Annotated in this window: 16 protein-coding genes; 7 read left to right on the forward strand and 9 right to left on the reverse strand. The window is 47.4% G+C overall.

What is annotated here, in order from left to right; all coding sequences use genetic code 11:
• Positions 1-73: 73 nt before the first annotated feature.
• The 3 genes from B2739_RS02820 to B2739_RS02830 form a co-directional block, all read right to left on the reverse strand.
• Positions 74-607 (reverse strand): PEP-CTERM sorting domain-containing protein, encoded by a 534-nt coding sequence (locus B2739_RS02820; RefSeq protein WP_331344364.1) that lies wholly within the window; start codon positions 605-607, stop codon positions 74-76.
• A 167-nt stretch (positions 608-774) separates the two neighbouring features.
• A complete protein-coding gene (locus B2739_RS02825) occupies positions 775-1,299 on the reverse strand; it encodes a PEP-CTERM sorting domain-containing protein (protein WP_331344365.1) in 525 nt (174 codons plus the stop codon).
• 166 nt (positions 1,300-1,465) lie between these two features.
• Complete coding sequence (locus B2739_RS02830; RefSeq protein WP_331344366.1) at positions 1,466-2,080, reverse strand: hypothetical protein; 615 nt, start codon at positions 2,078-2,080, stop codon at positions 1,466-1,468.
• A gap of 354 nt (positions 2,081-2,434) precedes the next feature.
• Here B2739_RS02830 and B2739_RS02835 point away from each other — a divergent pair, with 354 nt between their 5' ends.
• From B2739_RS02835 to B2739_RS02850, 4 genes are all read left to right on the forward strand, one after another.
• Complete coding sequence (locus B2739_RS02835; protein ID WP_331344367.1) at positions 2,435-2,839, forward strand: hypothetical protein; 405 nt, start codon at positions 2,435-2,437, stop codon at positions 2,837-2,839.
• A 22-nt stretch (positions 2,840-2,861) separates the two neighbouring features.
• Positions 2,862-4,184 carry an NAD(P)/FAD-dependent oxidoreductase gene (locus tag B2739_RS02840; RefSeq protein WP_331344368.1) on the forward strand — a complete coding sequence of 441 codons (1,323 nt, stop codon included), beginning with the start codon at positions 2,862-2,864 and terminating at the stop codon, positions 4,182-4,184.
• 141 nt (positions 4,185-4,325) lie between these two features.
• On the forward strand, positions 4,326-4,877 hold the full coding sequence (locus tag B2739_RS02845; protein ID WP_331344369.1) for an RNA polymerase sigma factor: 552 nt from the start codon (positions 4,326-4,328) through the stop codon (positions 4,875-4,877).
• Positions 4,874-7,012 carry a VWA domain-containing protein gene (locus B2739_RS02850; protein ID WP_331344370.1) on the forward strand — a complete coding sequence of 713 codons (2,139 nt, stop codon included), beginning with the start codon at positions 4,874-4,876 and terminating at the stop codon, positions 7,010-7,012. The genes B2739_RS02845 and B2739_RS02850 overlap by 4 nt, the downstream gene beginning before the upstream one ends.
• A gap of 56 nt (positions 7,013-7,068) precedes the next feature.
• On the opposite strand, the gene B2739_RS02855 is transcribed toward B2739_RS02850, so the two are convergent.
• The 3 genes from B2739_RS02855 to B2739_RS02865 form a co-directional block, all read right to left on the reverse strand.
• Positions 7,069-7,515: a hypothetical protein gene (locus tag B2739_RS02855; RefSeq protein WP_331344371.1), complete on the reverse strand. Its 447-nt coding sequence runs from the start codon at positions 7,513-7,515 to the stop codon at positions 7,069-7,071.
• Entirely contained in the window at positions 7,515-9,191 is a 1,677-nt protein-coding gene (locus B2739_RS02860) for an NINE protein (protein ID WP_331344372.1), read from the reverse strand. The genes B2739_RS02855 and B2739_RS02860 overlap by 1 nt, the downstream gene beginning before the upstream one ends.
• A 123-nt stretch (positions 9,192-9,314) precedes the next feature.
• Positions 9,315-9,827 (reverse strand): DUF1993 domain-containing protein, encoded by a 513-nt coding sequence (locus B2739_RS02865; protein ID WP_331344373.1) that lies wholly within the window; start codon positions 9,825-9,827, stop codon positions 9,315-9,317.
• A gap of 284 nt (positions 9,828-10,111) precedes the next feature.
• On the opposite strand from B2739_RS02865, the gene ybaL reads away from it, so the two are divergent.
• Positions 10,112-11,839: a YbaL family putative K(+) efflux transporter gene (gene ybaL, locus B2739_RS02870; protein WP_331344374.1), complete on the forward strand. Its 1,728-nt coding sequence runs from the start codon at positions 10,112-10,114 to the stop codon at positions 11,837-11,839.
• A 111-nt stretch (positions 11,840-11,950) separates the two neighbouring features.
• Here the strand turns inward: ybaL and motB are convergent, their stop codons facing one another.
• Both motB and motA read right to left on the reverse strand, forming a co-directional pair.
• Positions 11,951-12,946, reverse strand: a complete 996-nt coding sequence (gene motB / locus B2739_RS02875) for a flagellar motor protein MotB (protein ID WP_331344375.1) — start codon at positions 12,944-12,946, stop codon at positions 11,951-11,953.
• A 30-nt stretch (positions 12,947-12,976) separates the two neighbouring features.
• Entirely contained in the window at positions 12,977-13,831 is an 855-nt protein-coding gene (gene motA / locus B2739_RS02880) for a flagellar motor stator protein MotA (RefSeq protein WP_331344376.1), read from the reverse strand.
• 257 nt (positions 13,832-14,088) lie between these two features.
• Between motA and B2739_RS02885 the strand changes: the two genes are divergently transcribed.
• Complete coding sequence (locus B2739_RS02885) at positions 14,089-14,403, forward strand: DUF1244 domain-containing protein (protein ID WP_331344377.1); 315 nt, start codon at positions 14,089-14,091, stop codon at positions 14,401-14,403.
• 4 nt (positions 14,404-14,407) lie between these two features.
• Here the strand turns inward: B2739_RS02885 and B2739_RS02890 are convergent, their stop codons facing one another.
• Positions 14,408-15,247 (reverse strand): GTP-binding protein, encoded by an 840-nt coding sequence (locus B2739_RS02890; RefSeq protein WP_331344378.1) that lies wholly within the window; start codon positions 15,245-15,247, stop codon positions 14,408-14,410.
• Positions 15,248-15,575: 328 nt separating this feature from the next.
• On the opposite strand from B2739_RS02890, the gene B2739_RS02895 reads away from it, so the two are divergent.
• Entirely contained in the window at positions 15,576-16,628 is a 1,053-nt protein-coding gene (locus B2739_RS02895) for a LacI family DNA-binding transcriptional regulator (RefSeq protein WP_331344379.1), read from the forward strand.
• Positions 16,629-16,655: the final 27 nt, after the last annotated feature.

Below are 16,655 nucleotides of genomic sequence, written 5' to 3' on the forward strand. Positions count from 1 at the left end.
CCCGAATAGCACACACAAAAAAGCCGCTCATTTTTGAGCGGCTTTTTCAACGAGTTTTATCACGTGGGCAATATTATGCCTGGCGTTTTCTTCTCACCAAACCCAGGCCTAACAAACCAAAGCCCAGCAATAACAAAACATTGGGTTCAGATACGGTAACTGCCGGAGCTACCGCATCTTTGGTCACAACATTCAACGTAGAACTGTCAATATAAAAATCACCCACAACACTTTTCACCGTGACAACCAACAGACCATCAGCATTTAACTCTACTAATGAGCTGAATGAAAAATCGTGGAACCAACTGGTAACAGGTTTCACATCCGCACCGGTAATTTTAGTTAAATCGAAAAAAATGTGCGCGTTTTCAGGGCCATCACTTTTTTTCAGGTCATCGTCACGGAACTCAATCAAAATACTTGCACTTTCTGCAGAACCCAACACAAAACCCTGATCCAGAATATTGTGAGTCCATGAGAAAGTCTGCTTGCTGCCAACATATTGGCCAGCGCCAAAGCTTTCTACATCGGTAATCAAGCCAGCAAAACTGTTAGCTGAAAAAACGCAGACCACTGCAACCAGAAAACGCTTAAAAGATTTAATCATGTTTGATTTCCGTTTTTAATAAAAACAGGCAACAGGCTATTGCCTTACCTCATTACAACAACGCCAATAACAGCGTTGCGTACACAGTTACGTTCAGCGAACGTACTACCAAGAACAAAGGGAGACCTGAAATAGGTCTCCCTTTGTTTTGAATTTTTAAATATTGATCAAGCGCGAGCTTTTCTTCTCATCAAGCCCAAGCCTAACAAGCCAAGACCAAACAGCATCAGGCCACTTGATTCTGGCACGCTGATTTCTTTGGTGATTACGCTCAGGGTTGATTTACCCACGATGAAATCACCCATTGTGCTGGTCACTTGTACAAACAAAGTACCATCGGCATTGAGTTTTGCCAGTGAGCTAACGCCCAGGTTGCCGAACCAAGCTACTGTTGGATTAGCTACACCGCCATCTTCCATATCGAAATTGCCGAGTTGAACCAAAGCAATTTCAAACGGCATATACCAAGGATCATTTTTGTCATCTTTGAGTTCAATAACAATACTTGCACTTTCTGCAGAACCCAATGCAAAACCGGTATCAAGAATATTGTGAGTCCAAGAAACACTTTGGCCAAAAGATACTGCTGTAGAAACACCTTCACGCTCAACATCAGTAATCAAGCCAGCGAAAGAATTAACAGAAAATACGCAAGCAACTACCGCTACAAAACCCTTCAAAGATTTAATCATGTTTGATTTCCATTTTTAATAAAAACAGGCAACAGGCTATTGCCTTACCTCATTACAACAACACCAACAACAGCGTTGCGTACACAGTTACGTTCAGCGAACGCACCACTCAAAACAAAGGGAGACCTGAAATAGGTCTCCCTTGTTGTGAATTTTTAAATATTGATCAAGCGCGAGCTTTTCTTCTTGCCAGTACCAGTCCAATCAAACCAATCATCAACATCACCAATGGGCTGGATTCGATCACATTGGCTTTGGCAGTCACAACAACACCATCAAGGAAATTACCCAAAGTACCTGCATCGTAGGTTGTGAAGGTGATGGTGCTGAGGGTGCTGTTAGCAACAAAACTGCCGGTGTACTGCTTCCAGCTACCGACAACATGATCGTTTATCAAGGCAGCCAAGGTACCGGCGCTAAAATGAAATTGCTCATTGGAATTGACACGCGCGCTATAGAAAAAAGACACATCGTATGTCTGGCCAATGATGGTGGCAAAATTTTGGTAGATGGAAAACACGGAACCATCGAACGGGTGGGCATTCAACTCAGCGTGTTGATTACCTTCAGGCGCTACTACACCGCCGTAGTGATCCCAAATTTCAATATTGTCGCCTTCCCAGCCATTTACACTGGCCGATGAAAAATAAGCCCAGTTGCCAGTAGCAACATTGTTCTCTTCAAACCCGCCATTCACGATCAAATTAGCGTTTGCGCTGACTGCGAGCAGCAAACCCGCCATCACACCAGCAACACGAACATAAACAGACTTGATTGACATAGGAATTTCCTTTGGAAAATGGATGCGGCATTGGCACTAGCGTATTAAGGCGCAGGTGGCATGCAAATCAACAATTTAATGTAAGCAAAAAACACACCAAAGATAAAATCCCCATCAAAATCATCAAAATAAAGATAACCGTGTCACACAAAATCAAAACGACTGTAAATAAAATCGACAATTGCCTGGCTAATTCTTATGTCTATTGGAAACCTGCACTGAATCGATAAGCGCTGCACAAACCTTGGGCTGAACGGTGCGCTCGATTTAGTGAGAATCGATGCTTATACTGCCGTCCGTGCATTTCTGGCCATGCACCTCCCCGAATTAACCAACACTCACAAGGAGTTACTTATGAAACATATCCTCTGGTCCGTCCTGACATCGATCGCCCTTATGTTTTCCCTGTCGGCGCAAGCCGCCCCCTTGCTGGTCAATCCTGACCCTATTGCTGTACCTGCCGGAATCACCGAAGTCCAAATCACCAGCGACATCAAGCGCGCATTGGTTAGTCGCGGTTGGGTTGTGAGCGGCGAAAGCAAGGGCAAGATTGATGCAACCCTCAATATTCGTTCACACTCTGCCCGTATCGCGATTTACCACGATCTGAAACAAGTGCGCATTGAGTACGTATCCAGCGAAAACCTGAAATACAAAGAAAAAGACGGTAAGCGCTATATCCATCGCAATTACCTGAGCTGGGTCAATAATGTGGCCGGCGATATCAGCAAAAACATGCAATTGAGCGCACTTAACTGATAACGGATGTAATGGTTTTACGATGACCTCCCTCGCGCTGCCAATATTCACTTCTATATGCCCGCATCACAGCGTGGTGATTATTGGCGGCGGCCCCGCCGGGAGCGTTGCAGCCTCCAGGCTGGCGCAAAAAGGTATTCATGCCCTCGTACTGGAACGCGAAAAATTTCCCCGCTTCCATATTGGCGAATCACTTCTCCCCAATGGCAACCACATACTGAAAAAAATTGGCGTGTGGGACAAGATCGCCAATGCCGGTTTTATTGAGAAACGCGGTGCCCAATTTACCCTCGCTGACCGCTCGCGCACAGTTCGCAACGTGTTTGCACAAGGCTGGATTCCCGGCCTGGATATGACCTATCAAGTCGAGCGCGCCCGGTTTGATGAAATCCTCCTGCGCCACGCCCAACAACTGGGTGCACAGGTTCAGGAAGAATGCCGTGTCACCACCGTATCCCGCACCGGTACCCATTGGCGCATTGAAGCCGAACACCAGGGTCAAACAACCACGTTTACTGCTGACTGGGTGATCGATGCCAGCGGCAGGCATTGTGTGATGGGGCGGGCAATGAAGCTGGAAAAATCCCCCTTGCCCTACCCCGGACGAATGGCGGTGTTTAATCACTTTGAACACATGGTGCGCGACCAAGGGGAGATGGCTGGCGACATTATCGTCATGCGCCTGAGCGATGCCTGGTTCTGGGCAATTCCCATCTCGCCCACGGTTACCTCCGTTGGTGTTGTCCTGCAAAAAAATAGCGGCCGTCAGGCGGGCGAACCCTGGGAGTCACTGTTCTGGCGTAAGGTCGGCGAATCCCCCTTTCTGACGCAGGCGTTAGCGCACGCAAACGCAGTGGGTGAGTATCGTATTGAGTCTGATTACAGCTTTTCCCACACTGATTTTGGCCGGAACCACTGCTTGCTTGCAGGTGATGCAGCAAGCTTTATCGACCCGGTTTTTTCCTCTGGCGTTTATCTCGCGCTTGAATCAGGGGTGCTCGCCGCCGATAAAATCGCCGGAGCAATAGCAAAGCCGCCCTCTGCGCGCGCAGAAGCAAGGCTTTATGCCAGCTACACCAACGCGATGAAAACCCGGATTGGCTATATGCGCCAACTGATTGATGCTTATTACGACGATGAAGCCTGCGAGGTCTTTATGTCGCCGCGCCCAACCTTGCGTTTGCCACAGGCGATCAATTCCATTCTGGCGGGCGGGCTCACACCGGGTTTTGCCGTGCGCTGGCGGTTGTGGTTGTTCAAACAAATTTGCGCGCTGCAAAAGCGCCGTGTGCTAGTGCCAAAGATTAATTGGCAATTGCCATCCGAAAACACTTTAGAAAAATAAAATACGGTAGAAAAATAAAACCAAAACCGCCCAAGGATTCGGCACCGCAATCCGTCTATTAGATGAACCACATGATTATGTGGCGCAACTCGATGTCTTCGCCTTCATATACCGCACTTGCGGCCAACACGAGATCACCGGATGGTATCGCCAACATCAGATGCACTCATCAAAGCAGCGCAAGCGGGTGACCGCGCGGCCTTTGCACAGGTCTTAAGCGACTATTACGACACCCTTTATCGCTTTGCCTACCGCTGGTGTGGCAATCGCAGTGATGCTGACGATGTCACCCAACAAGCCTGCATCAAACTCGCACAGAGTATCGGCCAATTCCGTTTTGATGCCGCATTCAGCACCTGGCTTTACCGATTAGTCGTTAACTGCGCCAAAGACTGGCAACGCAGCCAGGGGCGACATCAGCATGATGACATCGACCAGTTAACTCACGAAGCCCGCCCTGACCAGAGCGCTGAAACCGGCATTTACTTGCACCAGATTTTGACATGGCTGGATTCCCTTGCCGAAGGATTTAAGGAAACCGCGCTTCTGGTTCACGCCGAAGGGCTAACCCATGCCGAAGCCGCCAGCATCTTGCAGATCAAAGAATCTACCGTGTCCTGGCGGCTTCACGAAATTCGCAAACAACTGCAGCATTTTCAACCGCGCGATGGACGTTGGGAGGCCTCTCTATGAACAAACAGCCTATTAATGACGATGAGCTGCAACAACACTTGCAACAGCCCGCTCCCGCACCGGATGCCAATGCCAAAGCGCGCCATATGGCGGCTGCGATGGCAGCGTTTGATGCGCAGCAGGTCACCCCACAAGGTGCATCATCCAGCAGCGAATCTGTAGTGGAAGATTTATCGACAACAATAGAAACCGGGGTCGATGAAAAAAAATCCAATCTTCTCCAAGGATTTTTACAGCGCCTGCGTCTTACCCGTGACACCAACCACCACGGGAGCGAACCCATGCGTCATTCCAATGTTGATAACCGTTCTATTTGGCAAAAACCGGCGCTGCTTTCCGCTATTGCCGCCTCCAGTCTCGCCGTTGTTGCAGGGCTTACATTTACCCAACATTTTGTTATCCACTCAGGTGAGCAACCGCTTCAAGAATCCATCGCACTGGATTCTGCCAAGAAATCCCAACCAATAGTGATTGCCGATAACCAAACGGAATCTGCCGCACAACCTATGGCGAGCATTGCACTACAAGAACAAGAACAAGAAGCCAAAGAAGAGATTGTCGTCACCGGTGTTCGTCAAACATTAGCGCGCTCGCAAGAATTGGGACGAACCGCAGCCGCCGCTAAAACAGCGCCAGTTGCGCCGATAGAAATGCGCGAAGCAATGGTAAGTGCAGCGCCTGCTGCTCTGGCTGATCAGGTGAATATGCAACCGCCACAAGAATTCCGCGATCGCTTTGAAGATTTCAAAGAAAACGCCGTTGTGGCTACTAGCGAAAATCCGGTCTCGACATTTTCAATTGATGTGGATACTGCCTCTTACAGTTTTGTGCGGCGCATGCTCAATAACGGTCAATTACCCGAAAAGGACGCGGTGCGTAGCGAAGAATTAATTAATTATTTTGATTACGCCTACCCTGCGCCCAAAGACCGTACAACACCCTTTGCAACTTACACCACAGTAGTGGATTCGCCATGGAAAGCAGGAAATAAATTAATTCACATCGGCATTCAGGGTTATCAATTAGCGGCGAGTGAAATCCCGCAATCGAATCTGGTGTTTTTGTTGGATGTTTCCGGCTCTATGGATGAACCCAGCAAATTGCCGCTGATAAAACAATCCATGAGCTTGTTGCTGGATACGTTAAAACCCGACGACACTATTGCCATTGTGGTGTATGCCGGTGCCGCAGGCACTGTACTTGAGCCAACCAAGGTAAAAGAAAAAAATAAAATTCTTGCTGCATTAAATAATTTGCAGGCAGGTGGCAGCACCGCAGGAGCCGAAGGGATCGCACTCGCCTATCAATTAGCGGAAGCAAATTTTAATGCGCAGGGTGTCAACCGCATTATTCTCGCCACCGATGGCGATTTTAATGTCGGCCAAACCGGCGATGAAGCGCTGCAGGATTTTGTTGAGCGCAAACGCGAAAAAGGCATTTATTTATCTGTACTCGGTTTTGGCCAAGGCAATTATCAGGACGAAATGATGCAAACCCTGGCACAAAACGGCAATGGTACCGCAGCCTATATCGATACCCTCAGCGAAGCGCAAAAAGTGTTGGTCACTGAAGCGACATCGAATTTATTTCCTATCGCCAAAGATGTAAAAATCCAGGTGGAATTCAATCCGAATACGGTAAAAGAATATCGCCTGATTGGCTACGAAACCCGCGCGCTTAACCGCGAAGATTTTAGCAACGACAAAGTCGATGCTGGCGAAATTGGTGCGGGACAACGTGTCACCGCCATTTATGAAATTACCCCGGTTGGTGCGAAAAGTGGATTACTGGAAGAAAGCCGCTACCAAAAAGCGATCAAGGTTGATGCAGACAACAACAGCGAATACGCCTTTTTACGTTTGCGTTATAAATTACCGAACGCAGACCAATCAAAACTGATTGAAACACCTATCGAGAAAAACGTATTACTGGAGGAAAACTCTGCTTATCAGCAAGAAGTGAATTTTTCTATCGCTGTTGCGGGTTTTGCACAGCTGCTGCGCGGCAGCCACTATGCTGGCAATTTCACTTACGACAATGTTATTGCGCTTGCGCAAGCCAACAAAGGCAAAGATGAGTACGGTTATCGCACCGAGTTTGTACAGTTGGTAAGAAAGGCGAAAATCGCCAAGTAACAATCTATTTACATCGCAAATAAAAATGGCGCTCATTGAGCGCCATTTTTTATTAATTATTTATCCCAGATTTCCTTGGAGTGAAAAGCATATTGATATAAAGCGTAATATTGCATAAACAGTAACGTACCTAAACACAAGAGCGTTATTGAGATGAGTATATATACCACATTGTCGCCTTCAGAAAATACACTCCAGTCCTGAGTAATTAACGTATAAGCATCCCAAGCAATCGCGCAAGGTATGAAATATCGCCAGAACTTACTGAATATAATTTTTTTATTGTGCGCAAAACCAAAAACACCCAGTGTTATCACTGTATAAACAATCAATTCACCACATTTATCGACGATACTGGACCCCGCATCAGCAAAAACAGACCAAAGCGACAAGCACACCAAGGGTAGAAATATCCAGAAAAATATTTTCCAGCCTATTTTCCTTCGCAACACTCCCGTTTCAGACGTTAATTCTGACTGTGGTGCTTCATATGGATTAATCATTATTGGCCTCCTTGTTTTTTCACACTGAAACTCGCACTGACTTTACTTAGCAACGCTTTATTTTGTTCAAAGCGGGACGTTAACGTCCATGCATAAACAATATAAAAATGGGTATCACTTTCTATGGTAGTCAACAAATAAGTCACTTTTACATTTTCAGACAAGCCTGCCACAACTTGCTGCTCCGCTGGCAAGCCACCAACCTGCAGTGCGGTTGGGGTGCTGACACGATGAAAATCCTTCACAGTCTCTTCCATATTGCGAATGTGTATATCCAAATAATCACTGCGTGTGAGCGACGCATCAAAATCACTTTTATTGTCATCGATCACAATCGCATAAACTTCACCGATTTGATTGGAAACTCCCAGAATCGCAACATCATTCAAGTTGCGATCCCCTTTCCAATTATCCGGCACCGTTAAGGACACACGTTTATCGTCGCTGTACATACGCTTTCTTAACGCATTGCGGTTTGTCTCCGGTTGCACTGTCACTGCACCACTACCGCCGCGGCATTCAGGCACACGGTATTTATCCGGCATTGATCCACCCAGACAGCTCCAGATAATGTCGCCGTCTTCTTCTACCGGTGTCCAGATGATGATGTTCTGTCTGGTTTTTTCCAAATGCGGAATGCGGAACTCCACAATCATTTGTGCATCTTCACTCAGTGTGATGGCGCTGACAAATTCATTGCTGATGTTATCGGGCAAACCAGCCAACACATTTTCATTGGGATAAAACTCTTTTTCCTGAATCACCGCAGTGACTTTATCGCGGGTTTGGTTTACCAGCGGCAAACCGGCATGCACTTTGGAACGCGCGGTGTAATCTTGATACGCAGGCAGGGAGACCGCCGCAAGAATTCCCACAATAAATATAAAACCGATAAAACACGCAACACCGATTGCAACTTTGAACCCTGTGCTGGCAGCGGGTACTTGCCCGTATTTTTGTTGCCATGTTTGGCGCGATGTAAACCAAAACACAAAGGCTTCAAAAAAGGAAATAATGCTGGGAATCCAGGTAACCCAAAACAGCAGATAAAAAACACCCCACCACTGCCCCAAATAAAAACGGTGAATACCAAAACCACCCAGGAAAAACGCAAGCAGCCCTGCGGTCGTTTTGTCTTTGCTATTGAGCTGCACTTGTTTTGCATGGCAATAAGGACAATACGCCACGCCAGCTGCGATTCCGCGCCCGCAGTTGTAACAAAAATATTCCCGCACCGGATGTGCATTGGTTGCAGGTGCAGAATAAGGCGATGCAGATTGTTGATGCGGAGCACTATCGTTAGGGGCACTATCGGTAAATGAAGACTCCGCTGCAGATGAGTTATCAACCGCTGGGGTTAATGCCGTCGCCTCAACCGGCGCAACCGTTAATGCTGGCCGCGGTGCGACAGGGCTAAGCGCATCACTGGGAAATAACTGTTCGCCATGCGCAACAATTTCGCATTGGCCACCCGCTTTGTGGATAGCATTTTTGTATTTGGCTGCGGTGGCAGCATCAACATTGGCTTTGAGCAGGCTACGCGGTTTACGCAGCATCTTTTCAATGATGGGAACATCTTTTTTAAACGTGGCGGCAAGGTTGCGCACCAGTGCGGAACGCTCGGTTCCTGGCAGGGGGTCATTCAGTAAATAAATATCCAGACGATCTTCAGACATGGGCGCGCATCCTTATTTCTTTTTATCTTCGCGTGCCGACAGTAACCATTACAACTACCGCCGACACGCAGACTGATTGGCAATCCTATCCTTAGTAAAAACAAGGAGAGTTAGCGCGCCATATTAGCTTTTGTAAGGCATGCTTCCAAGATAATCCTTTTTGCCTACATCAACGCCGTTGTGACGCAGAATTGCGTAGGCAGTCGTGAGATGGAAGTAAATATTTGGAATGGCATGCTGGATCGCAAATTCAGTTCCGGTGAGATATTTACCTTCCCAACGCGGCTGGCTGATATGGCGCTCTGCCGCACCGGCAAAGTCGTCCGGTGTGAATCCGGCAAGATAATCCAACACCGATTGGATACGCGCTTTCAATTCCGGCAGGCTGGTTTCAGTATCCGGGTGCACCGGTGCGGATTCCACTTTTCCTGTTAAACGTGCAACACCCAGCTTGGCGGTATCGCAAGCAATTTGTACCTGACGGATAAGATTAAATTGATCCGGTGCCAAGCGGGAATTCAACAGCACTGATACGTCGAATTTTTTAGCCTCGGCATAAGCTGCGCCCTTGTCGAGGATTGCATTGAGGTTATTAAGCGCCTTGGTGAATTGCACGACTGTAAGTTCGTAAAACATGGATTTCTCCCGTGGATACAGTGAAAAGAATGTGATCTGGGCAAGATGCCCAATAGATACACAAAAGGAACTACATAAAAGGAACTACATAAAAGGAACTTGGGCAACTTGGGGCTGCAGGCTCGGCTATTCAATCCCACCAACCGAAAAAGGCCGTAAAACTAATGCAAGAAAATGCAAAGTTTGCATTTGCCGATTGCATCACTTTTATCTGAAATTATATAGTTCCCCTGAACAATCAATGACTTAGAGAAATTAACGACCTAGCAAAGGCGCACATCACTATGCCCCACAATATCAGCCTCATCACCACCATTGCCGCAGGCCTTGGCTTGGCCATGATCCTCGGTTTTCTGGTAACCCGTCTGCGTATGCCACCTTTGGTTGGTTATCTGATTGCAGGCATTATTGTTGGCCCTTATACACCTGGGTTTGTTGCCGATATGGAACTAACCGCACAGCTGGCCGAGATCGGAGTCATGCTGTTGATGTTTGGTGTCGGTCTTCATTTCTCGATTGATGATTTACTCGCGGTAAAACGCATTGCCATTCCCGGTGCCCTGGTACAAATCGCAGCAGCAACAACCCTCGGCGCAGGTGCAGGCTTATGGTGGGGCTGGAGTTTGGGAGAGTCGCTGGTCTTCGGCCTTGCTTTATCGGTCGCCAGTACGGTGGTTTTACTTAAAGCATTGGAAGCACGCGGGGTAATTGACAGTATCAACGGAAAAATCGCCGTCGGCTGGCTCGTAGTTGAAGATCTGGTGATGGTGCTGGTGCTGGTGTTGCTACCCGCATTTGCAGTTTTGCTTGGCGGCCATAACGGCGACGGCCATGCCCCCGTGAATGACAACCTTACCCTCACCATTTTGATTACCATCGGCAAAGTGGTTGCCTTTATTGCATTCATGTTGATTGTCGGAAAACGTTTGTTACCGAAATTGTTATGGTGGGTTGCCGGTACTGGTTCGCGCGAATTATTCAGCTTGTGCGTCATTGCCACAGCAGTCGGGGTTGCCTATGGATCGGCTGCGCTATTCGATGTTTCTTTTGCACTGGGCGCATTCTTTGCGGGCATGATGCTGCGCGAGTCAGAGTTCAGCCATCGGGCAGCAGATGATTCACTACCACTGCGCGATGCGTTTGCTGTGTTGTTTTTTGTTTCTGTCGGCATGCTGTTCGATTTTAATATCCTGCAGACTGAACCACTTAAAGTACTCGCCGTTGTTGCGATCATTATGTTTGGTAAAACGATTGTCGCCGTTGCATTGGTATTGGCGTTTCGCTATCCGCTTAATACCGCATTGATTGTGGGTGCGAGCCTCGCGCAGATCGGCGAATTTTCATTCATCCTGGCCAGCGTGAGCATGAGCCTGGGGCTGATGGAGTCCAGTGCGCAAAATTTAATTTTGGCAGGGGCGCTCGTTTCCATCGCATTAAACTCGCTGATCTTTACCTGTATCGAGCCATTGCAAAAATGGTTGCGTGCACGCTCGGCTTACGCGCGCTCGCTTGAAGCCAGCGACGATCCACTTGCCGTATTGCCCATGAGTACCGATGACGTTTTTTTATCAGGCCAAGCCGTACTTGTGGGTTATGGGCGTGTTGGCAAGCGCATCGCCCGTATGCTTGATGAAAAACAAATTCCCTATGTGGTGGCTGATACCAATCGCGAAATAGTCGAGAAACTGCGTAAAAATAATATTCCGGCCGTGTGTGGCGATGCCGCTGATCCTAATGTATTGATCCAAGCGCATATAGCCAAAGCAGGCATGCTCATTGCAGCAACGTCAAACACTTTTCATGTGCGACAAATGGTTGAAACCGCACGCACATTGAATCCTAAAATTGAAATTGTGATCCGTACTCACAACGAAGAAGAAGCTGATCTGTGGATGAAAGAAAACATCGGCAAAATATTCCTGAGTGAGCAGCAATTAGCGAGCGGTATGGCAACCCATGTGCTGCAACGCATGGGCAAGGGTGACCAACCGAAGGAATCGCATCAGCACTAATCATGCATAGCTACTGGCATCACCAGTAAGCAATCATGCGTGAACCCATAAAAAAAACGGGCTGGATTTCCAGCCCGTTTTTTTTATCTTCGGATAACACACATTTACCTATTACTGTGAGCTAGCCGCATCGATTGCATCGTCAACTTCTGCTGGCGATAAAAACCGTTGCGCGGGTTCAACCGGTGCAGGTGGTGCAAAAGTATCACCGCTTTTCATCAGTTGGCTGCTATCAATACCGACACCACTGCCAAGCGCATCAGCAACTGCTTTTTTCAGCACAATAATGGCTATACGGCGGTTGATCGGCTCGTTGGGTTTATCAATCACCAAGGGCGCAGCTGATCCCATACCTTGTACCGTTGCCACTTTAGCCTCGGGATAAGAACCTTCCAGCAATGCTCTGCGCGCTGCATTGGCACGGTCAGCCGATAACTCCCAGTTAGTGTAAGTCGCACCTGCTCCGTAAGGTGTTGAGTCGGTATGGCCGGTAACGCTGATTTTGTTTTGTACCTTATTCAAAATCGGTGCCAGCGCGTGCAAGACATCAGACGACCACTTTTGCAGATTCGCGCTTCCCACATCAAACATAGGACGCTGGTCTTTATCAACAATCTGGATACGCAAACCCAGCGCAGTAAAATCAATCAGGATCTGGTCTTTTATTTGCTGGAACACAGAATCCAACGCGTTAATTTCTGTTTCCAATTGTTTTTTCAATTCTTCCAGCTGCTGCGCTTCTATGCGTTCAATTTCTTTTTGCAGCTGTTCTTCTGATAAATCCTGTGCAACAGACTGATCATTGGCGCGCTCATCATTGGGGCTATCTGACTGCGTCATTTCCAGTGGCGTATCCTGATTAATCAACCCCAGGTCAGCTCCACCCTCTCCCACAACATATTTACTACCGGGATCATTGAAGTGCGCCGCAATCGCTTTCTGCTCTTCAGGTGATGTGCTGCCCAAAAGCCACATCAACAAAAAAAACGCCATCAGCGCCGTCATAAAATCTGCCAGCGCCACTTTCCATGAGCCACCATGATGGCCATGCCCATGCCCTTTCTTCTTTTTGATAATGAGAGGTTGCTGGTTCGCGCCCTTTTCCATCGACAATTACCTTGCAAATGCCTTAACGAGTTATCTCTTGGCGCGATATTGTTCTTCCAGCTCTTTAAAGCTGGGGCGGACACTGTGAAATAACACTTTGCGACCGAACTCAACTGCAACTTGCGGTGGTACACCATTCATTGATGCAACCAACACCGCCTTGATACATTCATAAGCGCGTGACTCATCGCGGTTTTTACCACTTAAATAAGATGCAAAAGGAGCGATAAATCCATAAGCAAACAAAATCCCCAACAAGGTTCCCACCAACGCTGCTGCAACCGCAGCACCAATTTCACCCGCTGGGCCGCCGATTTTCCCCATGGTGATGATCACTCCCAACACTGCCGCCACAATACCGAAGCCAGGTAAACCATCCGCCGCGTTTTGAATTGCACCCGGAATAACCGCAGCCTCCTGATGATGTCCGTCTAACTCCTGCTCCATGAGAGACTCAAGCTCGTGTGGTGCCATATTGCCGGCCACCATGATGCGCAAGTAATCGCAGATAAACTCCACGATATGGTGGTCTTTCATAATCTCCGGATAATTGGCAAAAAGCGGACTACTTTCAGGCTCTTCTATATCCCCTTCAATTGCCATCAAACCTTCACGGCGGGTTTTATTGAGGATGTCGTATAGAAGGGTCAAGATCTCCAGATAAAAGGTTTTATTAAATTTAGATGGTGTCAGTAATGCGCCTGCAGATTTAATAACACCCATGGTGACTGATAACGGATTGCCGATAATCATTGCACCAAAGGAAGCACCACAAATAATCATCACTTCAATCGGCGACATAAGCGCCATAGGATTACCACCGTGGATCGCAAACCCACCGATCACACACCCCAGGACAACAATAATCCCTAAAATAATATTCACGCAAAAACCCCCAGACAGGTAAAGGTTTAGATTAAAGCGGCAAAAACGATCAAATAAAATTCAACTCGACCATAACATGATGACCAGCACGGTTTGAGTATAGGCAGGTTGATTTGAGGATCAAGAAAATGGTGAATTAATCGCATTTATGCCCGTTGAATATCAGGGCTTCACTGGCTGACGACATATCCACAAGCATTGAATAACCCTAAAATACAGATCCCATTATTCCTCACTGGCTCGATAGGTAATTCACCATGAAGATTGACCAACTCCCCGCATCAACCCAACAAGCGCTGGAAGCCGCCACATTTCGCCGCCTCCTGGAACATCTGGACAGCCGCAAAGATGTACAAAATATTGAGCTCATGAACCTCGCCGGTTTTTGCCGCAACTGTTTAAGCAAATGGTATGTCGCAGCGGCAAAAGAAGCTGCGATTGAATTGGATTACGAAGATACACGCACACACATTTATGGAATGCCTTATGCGGAATGGAAAGATAAATTCCAGACAGAGGCCAGTGCCGCCCAACTGCAACAATTCCAGCAGGCGGCACCAGACAATAAATAAACCGTTAGTTCAACTGATAAGCAGTGACGGTGTTTTTGAAAAAGTTCGGCACAAATACCTGATTGGTATTAGGGTCGTAACCAATATCGGCAGTATTGATTTTTTGCGCTTGCGAATCGATCAATATCTGGATCTTGCCATCGGCTGAAACGTAATACACCAACCCCGGCCAGCAAGACACAATAAATTCACCGCGTTTGGCCAGCATCTCTATACCATCAATCCCTTGGGCAAAACCTTTGGCAAGCACCAGAGGTTTTTTATCTGCACCGAATAACAGCAATTCAGGGCCTGCACCGACAACTAAACTGGGTCCAAATGCTTTAAGGCCATTGGCATTGGCTACGTTTTCAAGATAGAGGCTGGGAACATCATCAACAATCCGGTGCACTTTGTTAGTACGCGTATCAGACACATAGACAACCCCAGTCGAATTGACCGTCACATCATTTAAGAAGACCGCGCCTTCAATTGGGATTTTCTTCAGCAGCTTCTGCGCTTTGATATCAACCACTGCTACAGCAGTAATATCAGCAACATAAAGGCGGTTCTCAAATATCGCCATGCCTTTGGGCGCATCGAGCCCGACAAGCCAGTCTTTTTCTATCACCGAGCCATCGGTCGCAAGCTTGGCAACACCGCCTTTCCCATCGGCGACATTACCTTCACCATCGATGAGGGATACAAACAGATAAGGATCATCTTTATCGGCAACATACAAAACCGATTCAGGCGTTGGCAAATCAGGTGTTTGCCATAACTGTTTAAGGTTATGTTGGGCAAATGCAGGTAGCGCCCCGAAAAGCACTCCAACCATAGAAAGCGTGTAAATCCAGTATTTCATTGCGATACCCCATTATTTTTGTAGTCATGCACCACCTGAAACGCAAAGGTCCCTATGACAGTGCCGTCACAACACAAACTACGTTAAATGATGTACTCCCAGTACACAATAAAGCGCTCCCTGAACTAGCCCCATGGTGCCATTTTCATTTTATGCACCGCAAAGTTCTTTGCAAATCCTTGCATGCACCACTGATAAACACCCATTTTCAGCCCAGGAATGCAATAAGAGTGCGAGATAACTTATTGCGCTTGTATAGCCTAAGCTCTACCCTAGCAGTCAACTACGACGACATATCCACTCATTTTGCTCATAAGCCCAATAACCTATGAAAACCAGTGCAGATAAACTCGCGCCCAAATCCAAAGCCACTATCAAAGATGTCGCCAAGTTAGCCGGGGTATCGTTTAAAACCGTTTCGCGAGTCATCAATAAAGAAGGGACTGTCGGACAAGAACTGCAAGACAAAGTCATGCAGGCTGTCAAAGCACTGAATTACCAACCTAATCTATCTGCGCGCTTGCTGCGTGGTGCGGCATCCTCCATCGGTTTTATCTACGACAACCCCAACAGCAACTACGTAATTGATATGCAAAAAGGGATTTTAGGTGAATGTCGTCGTCAGGGGTATGAACTGGTCATTCACCCTTGCGATTCAAAATCCGATGACATCATCGATGAAGTGCTCAACATGATTGATCGCAGCCAAGTGGGTGGACTGGTGTTAACACCGCCCATATCTGAAATGCCCGAAGTATTATCGGCCCTGAGCAAGCGCAAGCTACCATTTGTACGGATCTTATCCGGCTCACAACCGCCCGATAAAAAAGGCCCCTGTATTTTCATCGATGACCGTACAGCGGCATATAAAATTACCCAATACCTGATTGACCTTGGGCACAAATCCATCGCATTTCTCGGGGGGGAAGAAACACACAAATCGAGTATTGAACGTTTGGAAGGTTACAAGGCAGCATTAAAAACCAATAAATTGCCGCTTGATAAAAAGCTGATAATACCCGGTGAATATTCGTTTGAGTCCGGTGTAAAACGCACTCGTCAACTTTTGTCATCCGCTATAAAAGCGACTGCCGTCTTTGCATGTAACGATGAAATTGCAGCAGGCACTCTGTTTGCCGCCCGTATTCAAGGTGTAGATGTACCGCAACAATTATCGATAGTTGGATTTGAGGACAGCCCCTTCTCCCGTCAAGCCTGGCCAAACCTGACAACAGCGCAACAACCCAACCCGACCATCGCAGAACGCGCGACCAATTTATTAATCGATACCATCCGCAATAAGCGCGATGTAGAAAGCGAAGGCTTTTATCCGCAACTTATTGTGCGCGACTCTACTTGCCCAGCGCCGAGTAAACGCTAAACCTCAAACCTAATAATTAGACCTGAT

It is taken from the genome of Cellvibrio sp. UBA7661 (assembly GCA_002483365.1).
Lineage (GTDB): Bacteria > Pseudomonadota > Gammaproteobacteria > Pseudomonadales > Cellvibrionaceae > Cellvibrio.